The sequence below is a fragment of the Kitasatospora sp. NPDC029367 genome (genome assembly GCF_055569135.1).
The window spans coordinates 1-19,522 of sequence record NZ_JBVHYH010000097.1; the positions used below are offsets into that span (position 1 = coordinate 1).

General features: G+C 75.0%; 21 protein-coding genes. 8 read left to right on the forward strand and 13 right to left on the reverse strand.

Annotation, left to right across the window (positions count from 1 at the left end; all coding sequences use genetic code 11):
- Position 1 precedes the first annotated feature (1 nt).
- Both ACZ4W5_RS34305 and ACZ4W5_RS34310 read left to right on the forward strand, forming a co-directional pair.
- Entirely contained in the window at positions 2-229 is a 228-nt protein-coding gene (locus tag ACZ4W5_RS34305) for an HNH endonuclease (protein ID WP_360239404.1), read from the forward strand.
- A gap of 112 nt (positions 230-341) precedes the next feature.
- Entirely contained in the window at positions 342-593 is a 252-nt protein-coding gene (locus ACZ4W5_RS34310) for a hypothetical protein (RefSeq protein WP_465658976.1), read from the forward strand.
- A gap of 197 nt (positions 594-790) precedes the next feature.
- On the opposite strand, the gene ACZ4W5_RS34315 is transcribed toward ACZ4W5_RS34310, so the two are convergent.
- Positions 791-1,159 (reverse strand): nuclear transport factor 2 family protein, encoded by a 369-nt coding sequence (locus tag ACZ4W5_RS34315; RefSeq protein WP_465658978.1) that lies wholly within the window; start codon positions 1,157-1,159, stop codon positions 791-793.
- A gap of 70 nt (positions 1,160-1,229) precedes the next feature.
- Here ACZ4W5_RS34315 and ACZ4W5_RS34320 point away from each other — a divergent pair, with 70 nt between their 5' ends.
- Positions 1,230-2,105 (forward strand): LysR family transcriptional regulator, encoded by an 876-nt coding sequence (locus ACZ4W5_RS34320; RefSeq protein ID WP_465658980.1) that lies wholly within the window; start codon positions 1,230-1,232, stop codon positions 2,103-2,105.
- 101 nt (positions 2,106-2,206) lie between these two features.
- On the opposite strand, the gene ACZ4W5_RS34325 is transcribed toward ACZ4W5_RS34320, so the two are convergent.
- The gene (locus tag ACZ4W5_RS34325) at positions 2,207-2,794 is read right to left on the reverse strand and encodes a TIGR03086 family metal-binding protein (RefSeq protein ID WP_465658981.1); all 588 of its coding nucleotides are present in this window, start codon (positions 2,792-2,794) and stop codon (positions 2,207-2,209) included.
- A 102-nt stretch (positions 2,795-2,896) separates the two neighbouring features.
- Here ACZ4W5_RS34325 and ACZ4W5_RS34330 point away from each other — a divergent pair, with 102 nt between their 5' ends.
- Entirely contained in the window at positions 2,897-3,688 is a 792-nt protein-coding gene (locus ACZ4W5_RS34330) for an AraC family transcriptional regulator (protein WP_465658983.1), read from the forward strand.
- 12 nt (positions 3,689-3,700) lie between these two features.
- Here the strand turns inward: ACZ4W5_RS34330 and ACZ4W5_RS34335 are convergent, their stop codons facing one another.
- From ACZ4W5_RS34335 to ACZ4W5_RS34355, 5 genes are all read right to left on the reverse strand, one after another.
- Positions 3,701-4,411 (reverse strand): VC0807 family protein, encoded by a 711-nt coding sequence (locus ACZ4W5_RS34335; RefSeq protein ID WP_465658985.1) that lies wholly within the window; start codon positions 4,409-4,411, stop codon positions 3,701-3,703.
- Positions 4,412-4,527: 116 nt separating this feature from the next.
- Positions 4,528-5,517 carry an ABC transporter substrate-binding protein gene (locus ACZ4W5_RS34340; RefSeq protein WP_465658987.1) on the reverse strand — a complete coding sequence of 330 codons (990 nt, stop codon included), beginning with the start codon at positions 5,515-5,517 and terminating at the stop codon, positions 4,528-4,530.
- Between the two features lie 70 nt (positions 5,518-5,587).
- On the reverse strand, positions 5,588-6,439 hold the full coding sequence (locus tag ACZ4W5_RS34345) for an ABC transporter ATP-binding protein (RefSeq protein WP_465658989.1): 852 nt from the start codon (positions 6,437-6,439) through the stop codon (positions 5,588-5,590).
- Positions 6,439-7,485, reverse strand: a complete 1,047-nt coding sequence (locus tag ACZ4W5_RS34350; protein ID WP_402489130.1) for a FecCD family ABC transporter permease — start codon at positions 7,483-7,485, stop codon at positions 6,439-6,441. The genes ACZ4W5_RS34345 and ACZ4W5_RS34350 overlap by 1 nt, the downstream gene beginning before the upstream one ends.
- A complete protein-coding gene (locus ACZ4W5_RS34355) occupies positions 7,482-8,513 on the reverse strand; it encodes a FecCD family ABC transporter permease (protein WP_360239347.1) in 1,032 nt (343 codons plus the stop codon). The genes ACZ4W5_RS34350 and ACZ4W5_RS34355 overlap by 4 nt, the downstream gene beginning before the upstream one ends.
- A 99-nt stretch (positions 8,514-8,612) precedes the next feature.
- On the opposite strand from ACZ4W5_RS34355, the gene ACZ4W5_RS34360 reads away from it, so the two are divergent.
- Positions 8,613-9,266, forward strand: coding sequence for an HAD family hydrolase (locus ACZ4W5_RS34360; RefSeq protein ID WP_465658991.1), 654 nt, complete (start codon positions 8,613-8,615; stop codon positions 9,264-9,266).
- Positions 9,267-9,290: 24 nt separating this feature from the next.
- Here the strand turns inward: ACZ4W5_RS34360 and ACZ4W5_RS34365 are convergent, their stop codons facing one another.
- Positions 9,291-9,530, reverse strand: coding sequence for a hypothetical protein (locus ACZ4W5_RS34365; RefSeq protein WP_360239341.1), 240 nt, complete (start codon positions 9,528-9,530; stop codon positions 9,291-9,293).
- A gap of 498 nt (positions 9,531-10,028) precedes the next feature.
- Between ACZ4W5_RS34365 and ACZ4W5_RS34370 the strand changes: the two genes are divergently transcribed.
- Positions 10,029-10,412, forward strand: coding sequence for a cold-shock protein (locus tag ACZ4W5_RS34370; protein WP_350504961.1), 384 nt, complete (start codon positions 10,029-10,031; stop codon positions 10,410-10,412).
- A 29-nt stretch (positions 10,413-10,441) separates the two neighbouring features.
- Here the strand turns inward: ACZ4W5_RS34370 and ACZ4W5_RS34375 are convergent, their stop codons facing one another.
- The 4 genes from ACZ4W5_RS34375 to ACZ4W5_RS34390 all read right to left on the reverse strand — a co-directional run bounded on the left by ACZ4W5_RS34375 (position 10,442) and on the right by ACZ4W5_RS34390 (position 14,044).
- Entirely contained in the window at positions 10,442-11,299 is an 858-nt protein-coding gene (locus ACZ4W5_RS34375) for a menaquinone biosynthesis family protein (protein ID WP_465658993.1), read from the reverse strand.
- Positions 11,292-12,053, reverse strand: coding sequence for a futalosine hydrolase (locus tag ACZ4W5_RS34380; protein ID WP_465658995.1), 762 nt, complete (start codon positions 12,051-12,053; stop codon positions 11,292-11,294). Before ACZ4W5_RS34380 ends, ACZ4W5_RS34375 begins: the two co-directional genes overlap by 8 nt.
- Positions 12,054-12,064: 11 nt before the next feature.
- Positions 12,065-12,595 carry a hypothetical protein gene (locus ACZ4W5_RS34385; protein WP_360239332.1) on the reverse strand — a complete coding sequence of 177 codons (531 nt, stop codon included), beginning with the start codon at positions 12,593-12,595 and terminating at the stop codon, positions 12,065-12,067.
- Between the two features lie 84 nt (positions 12,596-12,679).
- Entirely contained in the window at positions 12,680-14,044 is a 1,365-nt protein-coding gene (locus ACZ4W5_RS34390; protein WP_402489241.1) for an MFS transporter, read from the reverse strand.
- Positions 14,045-14,625: 581 nt separating this feature from the next.
- On the opposite strand from ACZ4W5_RS34390, the gene ACZ4W5_RS34395 reads away from it, so the two are divergent.
- Complete coding sequence (locus ACZ4W5_RS34395) at positions 14,626-15,507, forward strand: DUF3027 domain-containing protein (RefSeq protein ID WP_360239398.1); 882 nt, start codon at positions 14,626-14,628, stop codon at positions 15,505-15,507.
- A 461-nt stretch (positions 15,508-15,968) separates the two neighbouring features.
- Complete coding sequence (locus ACZ4W5_RS34400; protein WP_465658997.1) at positions 15,969-19,265, forward strand: sacsin N-terminal ATP-binding-like domain-containing protein; 3,297 nt, start codon at positions 15,969-15,971, stop codon at positions 19,263-19,265.
- 24 nt (positions 19,266-19,289) lie between these two features.
- On the opposite strand, the gene ACZ4W5_RS34405 is transcribed toward ACZ4W5_RS34400, so the two are convergent.
- Positions 19,290-19,499 carry a hypothetical protein gene (locus tag ACZ4W5_RS34405; protein WP_402489109.1) on the reverse strand — a complete coding sequence of 70 codons (210 nt, stop codon included), beginning with the start codon at positions 19,497-19,499 and terminating at the stop codon, positions 19,290-19,292.
- Positions 19,500-19,522: the final 23 nt, after the last annotated feature.

Sequence of the window (19,522 nt, forward strand, 5' to 3'; positions counted from 1 at the left end):
GTTGGCCGGGTTCTGCGAGCTGTGCGGAGCGACCGAGAACATCGCGGTCCATCAGATCCGCAAGCTCGCCGACCTCGACCTCTTCGGACAGGAACAACCCAACTGGGCTGCCCTCATGGCCAAGAGGCGACAGAAGACTCTCATTGTCTGCCCAACCTGCCACGACGGCATCCACGTTGACTGCGAAAGCGCACCTCACGGAGATCACTGGAGAGCCCGTTGCGGTTAACGTCGCACGACGGGTTCGGGAGGAGGCCGCTGGGAAAAGGGCCAGCCCACGGGCTGGCACCTCGCCCGGCGGCCCACCTCACGCTGGACGGTGCCCAGTGACCCGCCACCCCATGCAGCCCACCGACCCCCGGATCCGGGCCTTCACCGAGGACCACATCCTCAGCCTCCTCGCCGAACTCCACGAGCGCGGCCGCAGGTTCGGCCTGATCTTCCCCTCGGCCGCCACCGACCGGACCCTCGACGGCCGCGTCCTGGTCTGCTTCAACACGGCCCCGGCGTCGACCCTCCTCAACCTCCTCACGCTGCTCCTCGACGCCGACCGAGACCGCGATCGCGACCGCGAGCGCCCGTGCGATTCCTGATCGCCGCCGCCTTCGCGACGCTCCTCGCCCTCGCGATCGCCGCGGTCGTGCTGGGTGTCATCACCGCCCTGAGGGTGATGCCGCCCGACGAGGACGCCTGAGCGCGAACAGCGGAAGAGGGCCGCCACCGCCCCCCCCCCCCCGGCGATCACGACCCTCGTCTCCCGTGCTGTTCTGCCCGCCCCGCTCGGCCCTCCTCAGGCCTTCTTCTCGAATCCCGCCAGCACCTCGCGCGGGTCGAAGGTCACCCGGATCCGCGCGATCTTCCCGTCCTCCACGTGCATCCAGTTCGCCGTCGGTGCCGGCGGCGCGATGCTGGTGTTCAGCTCGAACCAGGTGATGACCTCGTCACCCTCCACCACCCGCACCTTCACGTCGATCTTCTCCAGCACCTGACCGAGCCCCCGCAGCCCGCCCAGCGCCTGGTCGATCCCGGCCGCCTTGCCGAGCGGTCCCACGAAGTCGACGTCCTCGGCCAGCAGGCCCCGGATGGTGTCGAAGTCGCCTGCCTCCCAGGCGGTGAAGTAGGTCTCGGCCAGCTCTCGCGCGTTCTTCGTCGTCGTCATGCCTCCATCCTTCCGCCACCTCTCCCATCCGTCCAACAGATAGAACCGATGCCAGCTATCATCATCAGATATGGAGATGCACCAGCTGCGCTACTTCGCCGCCGTCGTCGACGAGGGCTCCTTCACGGCTGCCGCAGCCCGCCTGCACGTCAGCCAGTCCGGCGTGAGTACCCAAGTCGCCAAGCTGGAGAAGGAGTTGGGCCAGCAACTACTGGACCGCGCCGGCCGTCGCATCCACCTCACCCCGGCCGGGGAGGCCATCCTCCCGCTCGCCAAGAACGCCCTGGCCACCCTCGACGCCATCCGGCACACCGCCGCCGAGTTCGCCGACGCCGTACGCGGCCGGGTCCGGCTCGGCATGATCATGGGCTGCTCGATCCCGCCCTTCCTGGACACCGTCGCCGACCTCGGCCGTACTCACCCCGGCATCGAACTCAGTCTCCACGAGGGCCACTCCGACCTGCTCCAGACCCAGGTCCTGGCGGGCGCCCTCGACCTCGCCCTGATCGGTTACGCGGGCGAGGTGGCCGCCGGGCTGGAGGTCGGCGTGGTCGTGGACGACCCGATCGCCGCCGTCGTCCCCGTCGGCCACCGCCTCGACCGCCCCGGCCTGACCCTCGCCGACCTGCGCGGGGAGAAGATCCTCTGCCTCTCCCCGGGCACCGGTCTCCGCGCGGCCTACGACCGCTCCTGCGCCCAACTCGGCTTTGATCCGCGCGTGGACATCGAGGCCAGCTCCCCGGCGGCCGTGCTCCGCCTGGCCGAGCGCGGCGCCGGGGTGGCCGTCCTCAGCGCCTCCGCCGTGGAGGGCCCCGGCCTGCGGGCCGTCCCGCTGACCGACGCCGGTACGAACGCCCGCCTCGGCCTGGTCGCCCGCCGCGACCAGCACTCCCCGGCCGTCCGCCTCCTCCACACCAAGCTCACGACGGCGATGCGCACCGACTGAAACCGCTCTCCCCGGCTCGTGACGACGAAGCCGTCTCCCCGGTCCAGATCTTCCGCATCCGGGACTACTTCGCCCCCGCCCTGATGAGCTGACCGGGCCGGTCAGGCCTTCCAGCGCGGGTCACGACCCGAGGCCGCCAACGCGCGCTCCCACGCCGAGGCGTCCTCGGGCACCGCGACGGGCTCCGCGAACCCGCCGTACTGGCGGAACAGTTCGGCGTTCTCCGCGACGATCTCGCCCACCAGCAGCGCGAGTTCCTCGTCCACCTCGATCCGCTGCCCGACCGCCCGGGCCACGTCCCAGCCGTGCAGCAGCAGCTCCAGGACCAGCATCCGGGCGATCCCCACCGCCGGGAACGGCGATCCGCCGAGGTCGACGTCCCCCTCCCAGGCCGCCGGGTCGCCCCAGGCCGCCACCGCCCGCTCCAGCTGCGCCGCGTACTCGGCGCGCCAGTCCGGGTCCGCCGTGAAGTCCCGCTCGATCAGTGCTGCGGGCAGTTCGGTGCGCCGGGCCCGGTGCTCCAGGCCGTGCGAGGTGTACAGCACCCAGTGGTTGATCAGCGTCCGGGCGTCGAACTCCCCACAGGGGGTCGGCGCGTCCAGGGCCACCCCGGCCGGGACGCCGGCGGCGACCTCGGAGGCGACGGCGGCGGCCCGGGCCAGGACGGGGTGCAGGGAGTGAGCGTTCATGCCCCGATCCTGTGCCGGGCCGCGCCGCCCGGTCTTGAAGAAACGCGACGACCTCGAAGAAGCGCGACGGTCCTGGAGAAACGCGACGACTAGCCTGGCCCCATGGCTGCCCCCGATGCCCCCGACCTCGGCCGCGGTGTGCTCCACCCGGCCCGGGCCGCCGAGCTGATCAGCGTGGAGCGGGTGGCGCCCGCGCCCGCCGTGGCGCGTTTCGTGGAGTTCTACTGGGTGGTCCGCTGGGACCTGGCCGGCCGGCCGCCGTACGAGCAGAAGGTGCTCGCCCACCCGAACGTCCACCTGGTCTTCGAGGCCCCGCGGGCCCGCGTCTACGGGGTGGACCGCTCGCTCTTCGTCCGCCGTCTCGAAGGCACCGGGCACGTGCTGGGCGTGAAGTTCCGCCCCGGCGCCTTCCGGCCCTTCGCGGGGCATGCGGTGAGCGCCCTGGCCGACCGGTCCGTCCCCGCCGCCGACTACTTCGGGCCCGGGGTGGACGAGGCCAACGCCCTGGTCCTGGAGGGCCCCAGCGCCGCGCGGGCCGACGCCTTCCTGCTGCCGCTCCTGCCCGCGCCCGACCCGGTCGCCGAGGAGGTCGCCGCGATGGTGGAGCGGATCACCGGCTCCCCGGACCTGCGCCGGGTGGACGACCTGGCCCGCGAGCTGGGCCTGACCGTCCGCCGCCTCCAGCGGCTGTTCGCCGAGTACGTCGGCGCCTCCCCGAAATGGGTGCTGCGCCGGGCCCGGCTCCACGAGGCCGCCGAACGTGCGGCGGCCGAGGGGAAGTTGGACCTGGCGGCGCTCGCCGTCGAACTCGGCTACGCCGACCAGGCCCATCTCACCCGGGACTTCACCGCAGCGGTCGGCATCTCGCCGTCCCGCTACGCGAATTCGGGCTGAACGCCGAGCGACTCAGGCCGCCGGCGCCGACGCTGCCGTCGCAGCAGCAGCGGCCGCCTCGGCGGCGGCCCGGCCACGGGCACTGGCCCGCTTGGCGTAGGTGATGGTGAAGTAGATCAGCCCGCCGAGCACCGCGAACGGAAGGATGCTGTTGATGGTCACCACCGTGCCGTGCGAGAGCGTGTAGACGAACACGATCCGCAGCGCGGCCTCCAGGATGAACGCGATGCCCCAGACGATGGTCAGGTTGCGCTGCACCAGCCGGAAACCCGGGTACTGCCACATCGAGTTCCACCAGGCGACCATCTCCGGGGTGCCGTCGGTGGCGAACTTGCGGCCGAAGTAGAACATGATCGGCTTGGGCGCGGCCAGCGAGGCGAGGTAGAGCACGCCGAGCAGGCCGGAGACGAAGGAGTCCTTGGCCAGCAGCATCTTCGGGTCGGTCGGGCCGACCAGCGAGACGACCAGCGTCAGCGCCACGAAGACCAGCGAGACGACGGCGAACTCGTCGATCCGGCGGTGCCAGGCGAAGTAGATCACCGTGTCGAGCACCGGGCCGAGGCCGGAGAGCAGGATGGCGGTGGACTCGCTGTAGCCGTGGTCGTGCAGCTGGTTGTAGATCATGATCGGCGCGACCACGTTGAAGGCGATGCTGATCAGCCAGCCGAGCGCGGCGGCCTTGCCCTTGCGGGCAGGAGCGGTCGGAGCTACCGCAGTTGACATGGTGGTGTCCCCCGGACGAAACGGTGTGAATGGGCGGCGCCATTGTGGCGGAAGTGCCGGTCGGCTGCACAACCCGGGGATGTCGACTAATCGTCAGTGGGCGGACCAGGCCCCGACTACGCCCCGAGGAAGCGCTGGAGCTCGTCCAGCATGAAGTTCGCCCCGGTGTACCCGATCCCCTGGAACCACAGCTGGTCGTCCACCGGGAACGCCCGGTGCGCCTTGACCGCCCCGAGGCCCTGCCAGCCCGGGCTCGCCAACGCCGCCTCCTCGCCCGCCCGCTCCGGATCGCCGTAGGTCGCGTACAGCAGCAGGTCGCCGTCCGCCTTGCCGATCTGGTCCAGCGGGATCTCGAAGTCGGACTGGTCGACGTTCTGTGCGTCCGGCCGCCCCACCTCGGCGTCGGCGAGCACGCTGCCGGGGAAGCTCTGCCGCCCGAACAGCCGGATCCCGCCGCCCTCCGTGAACCGCACCAGGCTCACCTTGCGCCCGGACAGCTTCGCCGCCGCCAGCGCCCCCGCCACCTGCCCGGCGTGCTTCTGGTACGAGGCGGCGAAGGCCGCCCCGGCCGCCACCCGGCTCAACGCCTGGGCGTGCAGCTGGAAGTTCGCCTTCCAGGGCGCCCCGGTGGTCTGGGTGAGCACGGTCGGGGCGATCGCCCGCAGCTGCTCGTACCGGTCGCCGTCCCGGGTCTGGTTGGAGAGGATCAGGTCCGGCCGCAGCGCCCGGAGCGCGGCGAGGTCCGGCGCGCCGGCCGGGCCGACCAGCCGGACGCCCGCCGTGCGGGAGGCCGGCCAGTACGCGGGGAAGCCGGTGTCGGCGGCCGGGAGGGCGGCCCCGAGCGGGGTGATGCCCAGGGTCAGTGCGGAGTCGAGCACGTCGGTGTCCAGCACGACCACCCGCACCGGCTCGCCCGGCACCTGCACCGGACCGGTCGCGGCGTTCACCGTCACCGGCGGCAGCGGGGTGGGGGAGGGGGTGCCGCTCGCCTCGAAGTCCGCGGCGGGCGGCTGGGAGCCCCCGGAGCCGCTGCACGCCGCGAGCGCGGCGGCCCCGCCGAGTCCGCCGAGCCCGGCGAGGAACGTACGGCGGGAGATCCGGGGCATCGGCGGGTCCTCGGGCGGTGAGGCTGCGGTGGGCCTGTCGATTATGTCCGAAATGGTGGTTGAAAGGCCGTCAAGCGTCCACGGCCCCGGCGGTTTCGGCCGGTCCGGCGGTTCCGGCGGTTCCGGCCGTCGCCGCCCACGGCGCTCCCGGCACGACCAGCGGAGTGCCCGTCACCGGATCCGGCACCACCACCGAGTCCAGCCCGAACACCTCGCGGACCAGCTCCGCCGTCACCACCTCGCCCGGCGGGCCCTCGGCGACCACCCGGCCGTCCCGCATCGCCACCAGGTGGTCCGCGTACCGGGCCGCCTGGTTGAGGTCGTGCAGCACGGCGACGACCGTCCGGCCGCGCTCGACGTTCAGCCGGCGCACCAGGTCCAGCACCTCCACCTGGTGCGCGATGTCCAGGTAGGTGGTCGGCTCGTCCAGCAGCAGGATGTCGGTGCCCTGGGCGAGCGCCATCGCGATCCAGGCCCGCTGGCGCTGCCCGCCCGACAGCTCGTCCACGCTGCGCTCGGCCAGCTCCGCCGTCGAGGTGCGCTCCAGCGCCTCGGCGACGGCCGCCTCGTCCTCCGCCGACCACTGCTGCCACCAGCTCTGGTGCGGCTGGCGGCCGCGCGAGACCAGGTCCGCCACCGAGATGCCCTCCGGCGCGGTCGGCGACTGCGGCAGCAGGCCGAGCCGCTGGGCGATCCGCCTGGTCGGGATCCGGGCCAGCTCCTCGCCGTCCAGCAGCACCGCGCCGCGCACCGGCTTCAACAGCCGGCCGAGCGCCCGCAGCAGCGTCGACTTGCCGCAGGCGTTCGGGCCGACGATCACCGTCACCCGCCCGTCCGGGATGCCGACGTCCAGGCCCTCGACGACCGTGCGCGCCTCGTAGGCCAGGGTGAGGCCCCGGGCCTCCAAGCGGGGAACGGACATCAGGAACCTCCACGGCGGGAACGGATCAACAGCCACATCAGGTACGGCGCGCCGACCATGCCGGTCACCACGCCCACCGGCAGCTCGGTCGGGGCGAGCAGCCGCCGGGCCACCAGGTCCGCCAGGACCACCACCAGCGCCCCGGTCAGCGCCGAGCACAGCAGCGGCACCTGCGCGGAGCGGGCCAGCCGCAGCGCGATCTGCGGGGCCATCAGCGCCACGAAGTCCACCGGCCCGGCGGCGCCCGCCGCGCAGGAGGCCAGCACGATGCCCAGCAGCGCCATGCCCAGCCGGATCCGGTCCAGCCGCAGCCCGAGGCCCACGGCCGTCGCGTCGTCGAAGGAGATCGACCGCTGCGCCCGCGCCGCCCACAGCGCCACCGGCAGGGCCGCCAGCAGCACCCAGGCCAGCCACCCGGCCTGGTCGAAGCCGGTGCCGTTCAGGCTGCCGGTCATCCACACCTTCGCGGCCTGCGCCTGGAAGCCGTCGCCCTTGGTCAGGAAGACGGAGGTCAGCGAGGACAGCGCCACGCTGATCCCGATCCCGATCAGCACGAAGCGCTGGGCGTGCAGCCCCCGCCGCCAGGCCAGCGCGTACACCAGCAGCCCGGCCGCCAGTCCGCCGCCGACCGCCGCGTACGGCGCCTGCCCGGTGGAGCCGACCACGCCGTACGCCATCAGCCCGACCACGGTGACGGTCGCGCCCCAGGTCACGCCCACCACGTCCGGGCTGGCCAGCGGATTGCGGGCGACGGTCTGCACCAGCGCCCCGGCCAGCCCGAGCGCCGCCCCGACCAGCAGCCCCACCACCACGCGCGGCAGCCGGAACTCCCCGACCACCAGCTCGTCCGGACTCGGCTGCCCCAACACCACCTTGACCACCTCGCCCGGCGAGACGGTCGACTCGCCCAGGCACAGCGAGGCCACCACCGTCGCCGCCAGTACGACCAGCAGCCCGACGGCGGCCAGCGCCGAACGCCGGTGCAGCAGGAACGAGGCCCGCCCGGCCCGCACCACCGAGTAGCCCCGGAGCGAAACCGCGGTCATGCCGCCACCACCTTCCGTCGCCGCACCAGCGCCACCAGCACCGGCACCCCCACCAGCGCCGTCATCACGCCCGCCGGGACCTCCGAGGGCGGGAACAGCACCCGGCCGAGGGTGTCCGCGAGCAGCAGCAGGGCCGGGCCGAGGACGGCCGAGAAGGCGAGGATCCAGCGGTGGTCGGCGCCGGCCACCGCCCGGGCGGCGTGCGGCACGGCGAGGCCGATGAAGGCGATCGGGCCGGCCGCCGCGACCGCCGAGCCGGTCAGCACGGTGGCGCCCAGCGCGCCGACCGCCCGGACGGCGCCGGTCCTGGCGCCCAGCCCCTTCGCGGTGTCCTCGCCGAGCGCCAGCGCGTCCAGCCCGCGCGCCACCGCCACCACCAGCAGGGTGCCGACGGCCAGGAACGGCAGCAGCTGCCAGGCCACGTCCGCCGTCCGGCCGGACAGCGAGCCGACGTGCCAGAACCGGAACTGGTCCATGGTGGCCGCGTCGGTGGTCAGCACCAGGGTGTTCAGCGAGGCGATGAACGCGGACATCGCCGAGCCGGCCAGCGCCAGCTTGATCGGCGTGGCCCCGCCCCGGCCGCGCCCGGCCAGGCCGTACACCAGCACGGTGGCGAGCACGGCGCCCGCGAAGCCGAACCAGACGTACCCGGTGAGGGTGGAGACCCCGAAGCCCGAGATGGCGACCACCACGCCCGCCGCCGCGCCCTGCGAGACGCCGAGGATGCCGGGGTCGGCGATCGGATTGCGGGTCAGGCCCTGCATCACCGCGCCGGCCAGCCCGAGCGCGGCGCCCACGGCCAGCCCGACCACCGTCCGGGGCACCCGCAGCTCGCGGATCACCACGGCGTCGGCGGAGCCGCCGCCGTGCAGCAGCGCGTCGACGGTCGCCGACAGCGGCACCGTCCGGCTGCCGACCGCCAGGCTCAGCAGCACCGCGCCGGCCAGCACGGCCAGGGCGGCGGCGAGCCACAGTATTCGGTGACGGGGTGTCCGCCGCTTGCCCGGTGGTGCGGTGGTGTCGGTCATGAGCCCTCTCCGCGGAAAACTCAGGTAAACCTAAGTTCCGCCTCGGAGGCGGGGCAAATCGCCTCGTCCCGGCCGGGGCCCGTTGGGTAGCCTGGCGACATGCCCGCCACTGCGCCCGTCCCGCTCACCGTCGGCTTCGACCTCGACATGACGCTGCTGGACACCAGGCCCGGCATCCACGCCACCTACCGGGCGCTCTCCGCCGAGACCGGGGTCGCCGTCGACGCCGACCTGGTGGTCACCCGGCTCGGCCCGCCGCTGCTGGACGAGATCCGCAACTGGTTCCCGGCCGACGAGGCGGAGCGGGCCGCCGCCCGCTACCGCGAGCTGTACCGCGAGCACGCCTTCGCCCCGACCGTGCCGCTGCCCGGCGCCCACGCGGCCGTCGAGGCGGTCCGCGCCCATGGCGGCCGGGTCGCCGTGATCACCGGCAAGTACGAGCCGAACGCCCGCCTCCACCTGGAGCACGCCGGACTGGACGCGGACGTCCTGGTCGGCGACCTCTGGGCGGAGACCAAGGGCCAGGCGCTGCGCGCGCACGGCGCGAGCATCTACGTCGGCGACCACCTCGGCGACATCGTCGGCGCCCGGCACGCGGACGCCGTCGCCGTCGCCGTGGCCACCGGCCCGTACGGCGCGGACGAACTGCGCGAGGCCGGGGCGGACGTGGTGCTCACCGACCTCACCGGCTTCCCGGAGTGGCTCGACCGGCACCTCGGCCCGGATACGTCCCGGGGCTCGGATACCTTCTAGGACTGCCGGAGCTCCGGGTACGTTCTAGGACTGCCGGGGCTCCGCGCGGTCGCGCTGGGCCCGGGCGTTCAGGAACAGCCCGGTCAGTGCGGACAGGAAGCCGGCCGGCATCAGCATGCTCAGCCAGTACATCGCCGTCGGCAGCGGCGTCAGGTGCAGGAACAGCGGGACGAAGGTGACCAGGGTGGCGAGCGCGCCGATGCCGAAGACCACCGTTCCGGCCTTGACGTACACGTCGCCGGGGTCGGCGCTCTGGCTGCTCACGTCCGCTCACTCCTCCGAACCGCGCCGGGCCGCCCGTCCGGGGCCCGGTCCGCGCCCCAGTCTGGCAGAACCGCCCCCGCGGCGGCCCACCGGAGCGGCTCGGTCACGTTGCGCAGTTTCCCGGCAGCGATGCGTTTTGATCCCTGCTGAGCGAGGGTATGCAGGGGGTGCCGAGGGGCGCTACAGGTGCGTCCCGTGTCCTCAGACCCGGGGGTGTGAGCCGATGGACTGCGCAGAACCGCGCCCCGGCCGTGCCAGTACCGGGTCGTCCGTGGCCGCGAGATCCCCGCGCTCCCGTCGGCCCGTCCGGCCCTCGGAACGCGGCCCGATCGCGGACCGCTGATGAGGCAGTGACGGACCATTAGTCTGCTCCTGACAACGCGCCGGCCGTGAGCGCCCACGGGCGCCGAGCCGAGGTCGGCCGTCTTTCTTCCCACACCACCCAGTGATCCCCGGCCAGGGCCGGGATCCCTCACACCCATTCGAGGACTGTTCGAGATGCCCACCGGCCAGGTCAAGTGGTTCAACGAGACGAAGGGCTTCGGTTTCCTGTCGCGCGACGACGGTGACGACGTCTTCGTCCACACCAAGGCGCTGCCCGCCGGTGTCACCGTGCTCAAGCCGGGCCAACGGGTCGAGTTCGGCGTGGTCGCCGGACACCGCGGGGACCAGGCGATGGCCGTGCAGCTGCTGGACGCACTGCCGTCGGTGGCCGCCGCCCAGCGCCGCAGCGCCGACGACATGGCGCCGATCGTCCAGGACCTGATCACCACGCTGGACGCGGTGCTGCCCGGCCTCCAGCGCGGCCGCTACCCGGCCAAGCCGACCGGCCAGAAGCTGGCCGGCCTGCTGCGCGCGGTGGCCGACCAGTTCGACGTCTGACGCCCGGGCCCTAGGACGAGAGACACGGCCTAGGACGGGAACGCGAGCGCACCCGGGTCGAGCGGGGGCACCAGCCCCTCCGCGGCGGCCCGGGTGAGCAGCGCGCGGACGGCCTGGTAGCCCTCCTCGCCGAGGTCGGCGGTGAACTCGTTGACGTACAGCCCGATGTGCTGGTCGGCCACGGCCGGGTCCATCTCCTGGGCGTGCGCCAGCACGTACTCCCGGCTGGCGGCCGGATCGGCCCAGGCCTGCCGGACGGACTCGCGGATCGTCGCGGCGAGCTCGCGCAGCCGCTCGGCGCCCAGCGAGCGGCGGGCCACGATCGCCCCCAGCGGGATCGGCAGGCCGGTCTCCGCCTCCCAGGCCTCACCCATGTCGGCCAGGCTGTGCAGGCCGTACTGCTGGTACGTGAAGCGGGCCTCGTGGATCACCAGGCCGGCGTCCACCCGGCCGTCCCGGACGGCGGGCATGATCTCGTGGAACGGCAGGACGACGATCTCGCCGAAGCCGCCCGGCACCGCCCGCGCCGCCCAGAGCCGGAACAGCAGGTAGGCGGTGGAGCGCTCGGAGGGCACCGCGACGGTCCGGCCGGCCAGGTCCGCGGGTGAGGCCACGCCCGGCAGGGTGAGCACCAGCGGCCCGCAGCCGCGCCCCAGCGCGCCGCCGCAGGGCAGCAGGGCGTACTCCTCCAGGACCCAGGGCAGCGCGCCGTAGCTGATCTTCAACACGTCCAGCTCGCCGCGCTCGGCCAGGCCGTTGGTGATGTCGATGTCGGCGAAGGTCACCTCGGGGGCGTCCGCCCCGGGGACGGCGCCGTGCGCCCAGGCGTGGAACACGAAGGTGTCGTTCGGGCAGGGCGAGTACGCGATGCTCAGCCGTTCAGCCACGGCCGGCCTCCTCGATCAGTTCTGGGACGGGAAGCGCGACGAAGGCCCGCTCCAGGGCGGCCAGCGCCTCGCCGATCCGCCAGGCGGCCCGGTCGCGCGGGCCCACCGGGTTGGACACGGTGCGCAGCTCGAAGGCCGGTACGCCGAACCGGGCGGCGGCCTCGGCCACGCCGAAGCCCTCCATCGCCTCGGCCGCGGCCCCCGGGTGCCGGGCGGCCAGCGCGGCGGCCCGCTCGGCGCTGCCGGTCACCGTGGAGACGGTCAGCACCGGGCCGGTCACGGCCCGGACGTCCCGGTCCGCCAGGGCCCGTCCGGCCAGGGCGACGACGGCCGGGGGAGGGGTGTGCCGGGCGGTGCCGAAGCCCAGCTCGGTGACGTCGGCGAAGCCCTCGGGGGTCTCGGCGCCGAGGTCGGCGGCCACGACCGCCGACGCCAGCACGGTGGCGCCGACCGGCGCGTGCGGGGCGAAGCCGCCGGCGATCCCGGCCGAGGCGACCAGGCCGTACGGACGGGCCGCCAGCGCGACGCAGGCGCCCGCGGCGGCGGCCGCCGGGCCGACGCCCGCGGCCAGCACGTCCACCGGTGCGCCCGCGCAGCGGTGCAGGGTGCCGCCGGGCAGCGGCAGGTCGGCGGCACCGCCGGGCAGGCCGCGCAGCACCGCCTCGGCCTCGGCCGGCACCGCGACGACCACGAGCAGCCGGGCCCGTTCGGGGCCCGGCTGCCCGGGGTGCGCCTCGGAGACCTGTGCGGTCATCGCGGGGAGCGTCAGTCGTTCTTGGTGTTCAGCTGGAAGTACCAGACCGCGATCGGGCTCTCCGACTTCTTGTCGATCTCGACCACGGTGATCACGGTCTTGCCGCTGGAGTTCAGCACCTTGCCCGCGGTCTGGGAGCCGGAGAAGCTCGGGCCCTGGGCGTAGGAGAACAGGCTGGTCTGCCCGCCCTGGCTGCTGGCACCGCCGTTGGTGGAGGCCCACCAGCCGGTCTTGGCCACGTTCGGGCTGACGCCCACGCCGATCCGGTCGCTCGCCCGCACGTCGGACTGCGGCAGGCTGCCGTCGCCCAGGGCCTGCTTGGCCTTGGTCTGGCACTGGTCCTGCTGGTCGTCGCTCAGCGGGCTGCCGTCGTTCCAGCACAGCGGATCCGCGGCGATCGACGTGGTGCCGACCTGGAGGGTGGCCCGGTGGGAGCTGTGCTCGGTCTGCCCGGCGGCGATCGCGACGGAGGTGCCCACCGTGGCGGCGCCGACCACGACGACGGCGCCGAGGGCGGCGATGACACGGGTATTGAGGCTCATGCGAGAGAATCTACCGGGCCCGGGCGATCACGCGACGCGGGGGTCGGTCACCGCGTGTTGCTCCGTCACCGCCAACCGACCGGTTCAGGCCACCCTGGGGGCGGCCGGGTGGCGCCGCAGGCCCAGCCGCAGCAGCGAGCGGGCCGTCCACAGCAGCACCAGGCCGACCACCGAGGCGGCGATCGACAGGCCCAGCACCCCGTTCAGCGGCAGCACGATGCCGACCCCGCCGCCGACCACCCAGGACATCTGCATCAGGGTCTCCGAACGGGCGAACGCCGAGGTCCGCACCGCCTCCGGGACGTCCCGCTGGATCAGCGCGTCCAGCGCCAGCTTGCCCAGCGAGGCCGCCATCCCGGACACCGCGGCGACCAGAATCACCGTCACCACGCCGTACCAGAGCGCGGCCGCCGCCGTCACGCAGGTCGCCAGCAGCAGCATCGCGGTGACCGTCGCCTCCGGGCCCCGGGTGCGCAGCCAGGAGCCCAGCACCGAGCCCAGCGCGTTGCCCGTCCCGGCGGCCAGCGCCACCAGGCCCAGCGCCAGGGTCGGCCGCAGGCCGCCGATCGGGTCGGTGCGCAGCAGGAAGGCCAGGAAGAACACCAGGAAGCCGACCAGCCAGCGCATCCCCGCCATCGCCCGCAGCGCCAGCACCACCGAGGGGCCGACGGTGCGCAGCGAGGCCTTCACCTTCGGGGGCTTGTGGTGGATCAGGTGCGAGCCGCCGCCCGGCGCCTCGGCGGACACCTCGGCGTGCAGCACGGCCCGCTGCTCGCCCTTCGCCGAGTCCACCGTGTGCGGCAGGTGGAAGGCCATCAGGGTGCCGATCACGAACACCAGGAAGGCGCCGCGCAGCGGCCAGCCCGGCCCGATCAGGTGCAGCAGCCCGCCCACCGCGGCCGCCACCCCGGTGGCCAGCAGCCCGGCCAGGGTGACCCGGGAGTTCGCCTTCACCAGGGACAGCCGGCTCGGCAGCAGCCGGGGCACCACCACGCTGCGCACCACCCCGTACGCCTTGGACGCCACCAGCACGCCCAGCGCCTCCGGGTAGAGCGCGATGCCGCCGCCGGAGATGACCCCGGCCATCGTCCAGGCCAGCACGGCCCGGGCCAGCATCGACATCGCCATGGCGGCCCGACGGCCGTGCGGCAGCCGGTCCAGCAGCGGGCCGATCACCGGGGCGAGCAGGGCGAACGGGGCCATCGTGATCAGCAGGTAGAGCGCGACCCGGCCGCGGGCCTCGCCGGTGGGGACGGAGAAGAAGATGGTGGAGGCCAGCGCGATGGTGATCAGCATGTCGCCGAAGGAGTTCAGCGCGTGCAGCTCGATCAGCTTCGCCAGGCCGGACTCGCCCGCGCCCTCGGCCGAGGTGGCCCGGCGGATCCGGCGGCCGGTGCCGTGCACCAGCTTGCCGGTGCCCAGGCCGGCGGCGGAGGCGGTGCGGACCAGGAAGTGGCGGCGGGGCTCGGAGGCTTCCTCGTCGAGGTTCCCGTCGAGGTTCTCGTCGGGGGAGTCCGGGCCGGTTTCCGTGGTTTCCGCGGCTGCTACGGAAGCGCGGGCCGGCTTCTCCAGACTGACCCCGGCGGCCGCGGACGGCCCGCCGCCCGCCACCGGCTGCGGTTCGCCCGCAGCGGGGACGGGAGACTGCTGTCGCGGCGCGACCTGCGCCTCGTCGGGGCTGCCGGCCTGCGAGGGGCGCAGTGCGTGCTGCGACGGGTTTTCGTCCGCCACAAGCCCATCCTGCCCCAGATTCGCCGGGGCGACGCGGGATTCGGCTCCGCTCGGCGCGGCCTTCGGAAGGCCCGGCTCCGCCCCGGACTGTGCCGGGGCGCCGACCGGCGGGTAGCCTGCCCCAAGGTCCGCCCGCGTGGGCGCCGGGGCGCCGGCAGGCCGGACGGGCGGCGCGGTCGGTACCCGTGGCGGCCCCAGGTCGCGCAGAATGGACGCGGGACTACCGAGCCGCGACGGAGAAGGCAACACGCCGTGGGCGACAGAAGAACTGGGAGAGAATCGACGCCGTGAGTGCTGCGATGCGAAGCCGTACCCCCGACCGGCTCTGTGCCGAGGCCGTCGAACTCGCCCGCCAGGCCGCCGAGGAGGCCGTCGGGCCCGAGGTCGTCGGCCCGCACCTCGGTGCGCAGGCGGAGGCCGACCGCGTCGTCACCCACAGCTTCGAGTGCCTGGACGCGGCCTACCGCGGCTGGCACTGGGCGGTCACCGTCGCCCGCGCCCCGCGCGCGAAGAACGTCACCCTGGACGAGGTCGTGCTGCTGCCCGGCCCCGACGCGGTGCTGGCGCCGGAGTGGGTGCCGTGGAGCGAGCGGCTGCGCCCGGGCGACATGGGCCCCGGCGACCTGCTGCCGACCGGCGCCGACGACGCCCGGCTGGAGCCCGGCTGGACCGGCGAGGACGAGCCCGCGCCGAACTCCGCGGTCGCCCTGGCCGCCGAGGAGGACGTGGTCGTCACCGACCCGCACGTCCAGCCCGCGCCGGCCCGCGCCCGGATCAACGCCGTCGCCGAGGAACTCGGCCTGGGCCGCAGCCGGGTGCTCTCCCGGCTCGGCCTGCACCTGGCCGCCGACCGCTGGGAGAAGGTCCACGGCCCGCACACCCCGATGGCGCAGGCAGCCCCGGCCGCGTGCAGCAGCTGCGGCTTCCTGATCCCGATCGGCGGCTCGCTCGGACAGGCCTTCGGCGTGTGCGGCAACGAGTTCGGTCCGGCCGACGGCCAGATCGTCTCCTTCGCGTACGGCTGCGGCGGGCACTCCGAGGCGGCCGTCATCCCGGCCCCGCCGGCGCCGTCCGAGCTGATCCTGGACGAGCTGGTGGTCGAGCCGCTGCAGCTCCACCCGGACCGGGCCTCCGGCTCGGTCGAGCCGGACGCCCCGGCCGAGGAGCTCGGCCACTCCTGACGTTCCCCGGCCGCGGCCCGTCCCACTGAACCGGTGGGGCGGGCCGCGACGTTCTTGCTGGTAGGGGCGCCCGCCGGTGGCGGGGCCCCGCCCGCCTGCCGTCCGTGGGGACTCCCCCCAGCCCACGGGCGGCAGCAGGGCGGGCCGTCGGACCCGGCAGTGGGGTGCCGGCCCGGCGGTTCCGCCCCCTCCGTCTCCCGCGGACCTCCCCGATCCGCCCCGCCCGCCTGCCCGTCGCCGCCGCTGGTGCCCCTGGTGCCGCTGGTCCTGCTGGTTCTTCCGGGACGGGAGTGGCGGACCGTACGGCCGGGCGGGCCACCGCCGACCGGGCCCCCGCCTGCGGATTCCCGCGCCCGGCCGGGCCCGGCGACGCCCTCCGGACCGGGCGGTGGTCGGGAGCAGTCAGTGGGGCAGGGAAGAATGCCCTACGACGTACAGGGCGGCGGAAGGTGGCAGGTCCCGTGGAACCTCGGATCATCGGCAGCGGCACGGACGAGCACCTCGCGGACCCGTTCGGGAGCACCGCGCTGCGCCGACGGGTGCTGGACGCCTGGGCCGCCTCCCCGGCCCGGTTCCGGGAGGACGCCAACGCCGAGGAGGAGCTGGCGCTCGGCGGCTACCGCGACCGCCTGGTGGTCGAGTTGGCGCAGAACGCGGCCGACGCCGCGGTCCGGGCCGGGCACGGCCCCGGGCGGCTGCGGCTGACCCTGGCCGACGGCGTGCTCGCCGCCGCCAACACCGGCGCCCCGCTGGACGCGGCGGCCGTCGAGTCGCTGTCCACCCTGCGCGCCTCCTCCAAGCGCGGCGAGGAGCCCGCCGTCGGCCGGTTCGGGGTCGGCTTCGCCGCCGTCCTCGCCGTCACCGACGAGCCCGCCGTGCTCGGCGCCGCCGGCGGGGTGCGCTGGTCGCTGGGCGAGGCCCGCTCGCTCGCCGAGGCGCAGCCCGCGCTGGCCGACGAGCTGCGCCGCCGGGACGGCCACGTGCCGCTGCTGCGGCTGCCGTTCGCCGCCGAGGGCCCGGCCCCGGACGGCTACGACACCGTGGTGGTGCTGCCGCTGCGCGACGCCGCCGCCGAGGACCTGACCCGGCGTCTGCTGGCCGCCGTCGACGACGCCCTGCTGCTCACCCTGCCCGGCCTGTCCGAGGTCGTGGTGGAGACCCCGGAGGGCACCCGGACGCTCACCCGCGACGCCGCCGAGCCCCGCCCGGACGGCGTCACCGAGGTCACCGTCACCGACGACGGGGGCGGCCGGCTGCGGCGCACGCTCTGGCAGACCGTCGGCGCCACCGGCCGACTGGCCGCCGAACTGCTCGCCGACCGGCCCACCGAGGAGCGCGCCCGCCCGTACTGGACGGTGACCTGGGCCGTCCCGGTCGAGGAGGACGGCACCCCGCAGCGGCCCGCCATCGCGCCGGTGCTGCACGCGCCCACCCCCAGCGAGGAGCCGATCGGCCTGCCCGCGCTGCTGATCGCCTCCTACCCGCTGGACTCCACCCGCCGGCACATCGCCCCCGGCCCGCTCACCGACTTCCTCACCGAGCGCGCCGCCGACAGCTACACCGACCTGCTGCGCGCCCGCGGCGCCGACCTCGGCTCGCTCGGCCTCGTCCCCGGGCCGCTCGGGCAGGGCGCGCTGGACAACGCGCTGCGCGCGGCGGTGCTCTCCCGGCTGCCCGGCACGCCGTTCCTGCCGCACCCCGGCGGCGTCGAGGAGGGCACGCCCGCGCTGCGGCCGCGCGACGCCACGCTGCTGGAGGGCGCGGACGGCTCGGTGGTGGAGGCGCTCGCGCCGATCTTCCCCGGCCTGCTGCCGGCCGGACTGGAGCGCCGCACCGAGCTGCGGGTGCTGAACGTGCGCCGGGTGCCGCTGGCCGAGGTGGTCGACCAGCTCGGCGGCCTGGACCGCGACCCGGCCTGGTGGCGCAACCTGTACGCGGCGCTCGGCGCGGCCGACCCGGAGGCGCTCGGAGCGCTGCCCGTGCCGCTCGCCGACGGACGGACCGTCACCGGGCCCCGGCGGGTCCTGCTGCCCTCCGAGGACGCCGACTGGGCGGCCTTCCCCGGCTACCCCGAGTCGCTGGCCGGGGCACTCGCCGCGCTCGACCTGCGGCTGGCCCACCCCGAGGCCGCCCACCCGCTGCTGGCCAAGCTGGGCGCCGGCACCGCCACCCCGGCCGGGGTGCTGGACACCCCCGAGGTGCGGGCCGCCGTCGCCCGCTCCTACGACCTGGCCGACGACGACCTGGACGCCGCGCTGGAACTGGCCGACGCCGTCCTGGCCCTGGTGAAGGCCGCCGCCCCGGCCGTCGGCGAGCACCCCTGGCTGGCCCGGCTGGCGCTGCTGGACGACGAGGGCGAGCCCGCCCGCGCGGGCGAACTGGTGCTGCCCGACAGCCCGTTCGCCGCCCTCGCCCGCGAGGAGGACGCCGGCTGGGTGGACGACGAGCTGCTGGAGCGCTGGGGCCCCGAGGTGCTGGCCGCCGTCGGCGTGCTGGCCGACTTCGTGCTGGTGCGCGCCGAGGACGTGGTGCTCGACCCGGACGACCTGGAGCGGCTCGACCCGACCGCGCCCGCCGACCGGGCGGCCGGCGGCCACCCCACCGGGCTGCTGGACGAGGCCCCCGACGGGTTCGCCGAGTGGGCCGAGGACGCCCTGGAGGCGCTGAACGCCGACGAGGTGCTCGGCGTCCCGCCGGTGGCCGCCGAACTGCTGGCCGTGCGCGACCTCGACCTGGTCGACGACGACGCCTGGCCCGAGGCGCTCGTCGCGCTCGCCCGTCCGCCGTACCGGGACGCCGTGGTCAACCCGGTGCGCACCCTGCTGCCCGACGGCAGCTACGCCGACCTCCCGCCGTACACCGCCTGGTGGCTGCGCGACCACCCGGTGCTGGGCGGTCGGGAGCCCGCCGGGCTGCGCGCCGCCGGGGCCGACCCGCTGCTGCGCGGCCTGTACGACGAGGCCCGCACCACCCTGGACGACCAGTTCCTGCACGCGCTCGGGGTGCGCACCACGCTGGCCGCGCTGCTCGCCGAGCCGCACGGCCCGGACGAGGTGCTGGACCGGCTCACCGACCCGGCCGCCGAGGTGGGCCACCGCCAACTGCACGGCATCCACAGCTCGTTGGCCCGGGTCGACCGGGACCGGATCGAACCGCTGGACGTGGTGCGGGCGTTGCCGCCGCTGGACCCGGCCACCGGCCGCCGCCCGGACCACACGGTGGTGGTGGACGCCACCGAGGCGGTCGTCGCCGACGCCCCCGACCTGGTCCAACTGCTGCACCCGTACCCGCTGCTGCCGGTCGCCCCGGCGCTCGCCGCGGACCTCGCCGAGCGGCTGCACGTGTCGCTGGCCAGCGAGGTGGCCGGCGGTCGGGTGCTCTCCGAGGGCGTGCTGCACCGGGTCCCCGCCGTGGTGCGGGAGCTGCTGCCCGGCTGCCCGGTCGCCTACGAGGAGCACGAGGAGCTGCTGGTGGTCGGCCCGGACGGCGGCGAGGCCGCCGTCGACTGGCGCTGGGACCACGCGGCGGACGCCCCCGAGCCGCCGTACGACCCGGAGCTGGCCGAAGCCGGCGACGAGGACGACGAGTTCGAGGTGCCGCCGGTGCCCGGGCTGCTGCACGCCGCCACCCCGGAGGGCCTGGCGGCCGGGCTCGCCTGGTCGGTCGGCCAGTGGCACCGGCGCTTCGAGGTGCTGGCCGCGCTCAGCGAGCCGGACCGGGCCTACGAGCTGTCCGCGGCCCGGGACTTCGAGGGCTGAGCTCGGTCGCCGCGCGGCCCGGGTTCAGCGGTCGCGCGGCCTGAGCCTCAGGTAGACGGTGGTGGTGACGGTCAGCCAGACCGCGCCGAGCGTCACCACCGCCGCCGCCTTCACCGCGGGGGTCGGCCGGACCGTCAGGCCGACGCCCGCCATCGCCAGCGCCGTCAGCCCGGCCGCCAGCAGCCCGCCCAGGAAGGCGATGAACGCCTCCAGATCCCCGCTCCTACGTGCCATCGGGCACCCCCTCTCGGGGAAAT

Bases quoted from the DNA above. Each gene is read 5' to 3' on its own strand.
- ACZ4W5_RS34330 (WP_465658983.1), top strand. From the start codon at position 2,897: ATGGCTGCCCCCGATGCCCCCGACCTCGGCCGCGGTGTGCTCCACCCG.
- ACZ4W5_RS34405 (WP_402489109.1), bottom strand. From the start codon at position 19,499: ATGGCACGTAGGAGCGGGGATCTGGAGGCGTTCATCGCCTTCCTGGGC.
- ACZ4W5_RS34360 (WP_465658991.1), top strand. From the start codon at position 8,613: ATGCCCGCCACTGCGCCCGTCCCGCTCACCGTCGGCTTCGACCTCGAC.
- ACZ4W5_RS34315 (WP_465658978.1), bottom strand. From the start codon at position 1,159: ATGACGACGACGAAGAACGCGCGAGAGCTGGCCGAGACCTACTTCACC.
- ACZ4W5_RS34340 (WP_465658987.1), bottom strand. From the start codon at position 5,517: ATGCCCCGGATCTCCCGCCGTACGTTCCTCGCCGGGCTCGGCGGACTC.
- ACZ4W5_RS34380 (WP_465658995.1), bottom strand. From the start codon at position 12,053: ATGACCGCACAGGTCTCCGAGGCGCACCCCGGGCAGCCGGGCCCCGAA.
- ACZ4W5_RS34355 (WP_360239347.1), bottom strand. From the start codon at position 8,513: ATGACCGACACCACCGCACCACCGGGCAAGCGGCGGACACCCCGTCAC.
- ACZ4W5_RS34345 (WP_465658989.1), bottom strand. From the start codon at position 6,439: ATGTCCGTTCCCCGCTTGGAGGCCCGGGGCCTCACCCTGGCCTACGAG.
- ACZ4W5_RS34385 (WP_360239332.1), bottom strand. From the start codon at position 12,595: ATGAGCCTCAATACCCGTGTCATCGCCGCCCTCGGCGCCGTCGTCGTG.
- ACZ4W5_RS34335 (WP_465658985.1), bottom strand. From the start codon at position 4,411: ATGTCAACTGCGGTAGCTCCGACCGCTCCTGCCCGCAAGGGCAAGGCC.
- ACZ4W5_RS34310 (WP_465658976.1), top strand. From the start codon at position 342: ATGCAGCCCACCGACCCCCGGATCCGGGCCTTCACCGAGGACCACATC.
- ACZ4W5_RS34370 (WP_350504961.1), top strand. From the start codon at position 10,029: ATGCCCACCGGCCAGGTCAAGTGGTTCAACGAGACGAAGGGCTTCGGT.
- ACZ4W5_RS34320 (WP_465658980.1), top strand. From the start codon at position 1,230: ATGGAGATGCACCAGCTGCGCTACTTCGCCGCCGTCGTCGACGAGGGC.
- ACZ4W5_RS34350 (WP_402489130.1), bottom strand. From the start codon at position 7,485: ATGACCGCGGTTTCGCTCCGGGGCTACTCGGTGGTGCGGGCCGGGCGG.
- ACZ4W5_RS34325 (WP_465658981.1), bottom strand. From the start codon at position 2,794: ATGAACGCTCACTCCCTGCACCCCGTCCTGGCCCGGGCCGCCGCCGTC.
- ACZ4W5_RS34395 (WP_360239398.1), top strand. From the start codon at position 14,626: ATGCGAAGCCGTACCCCCGACCGGCTCTGTGCCGAGGCCGTCGAACTC.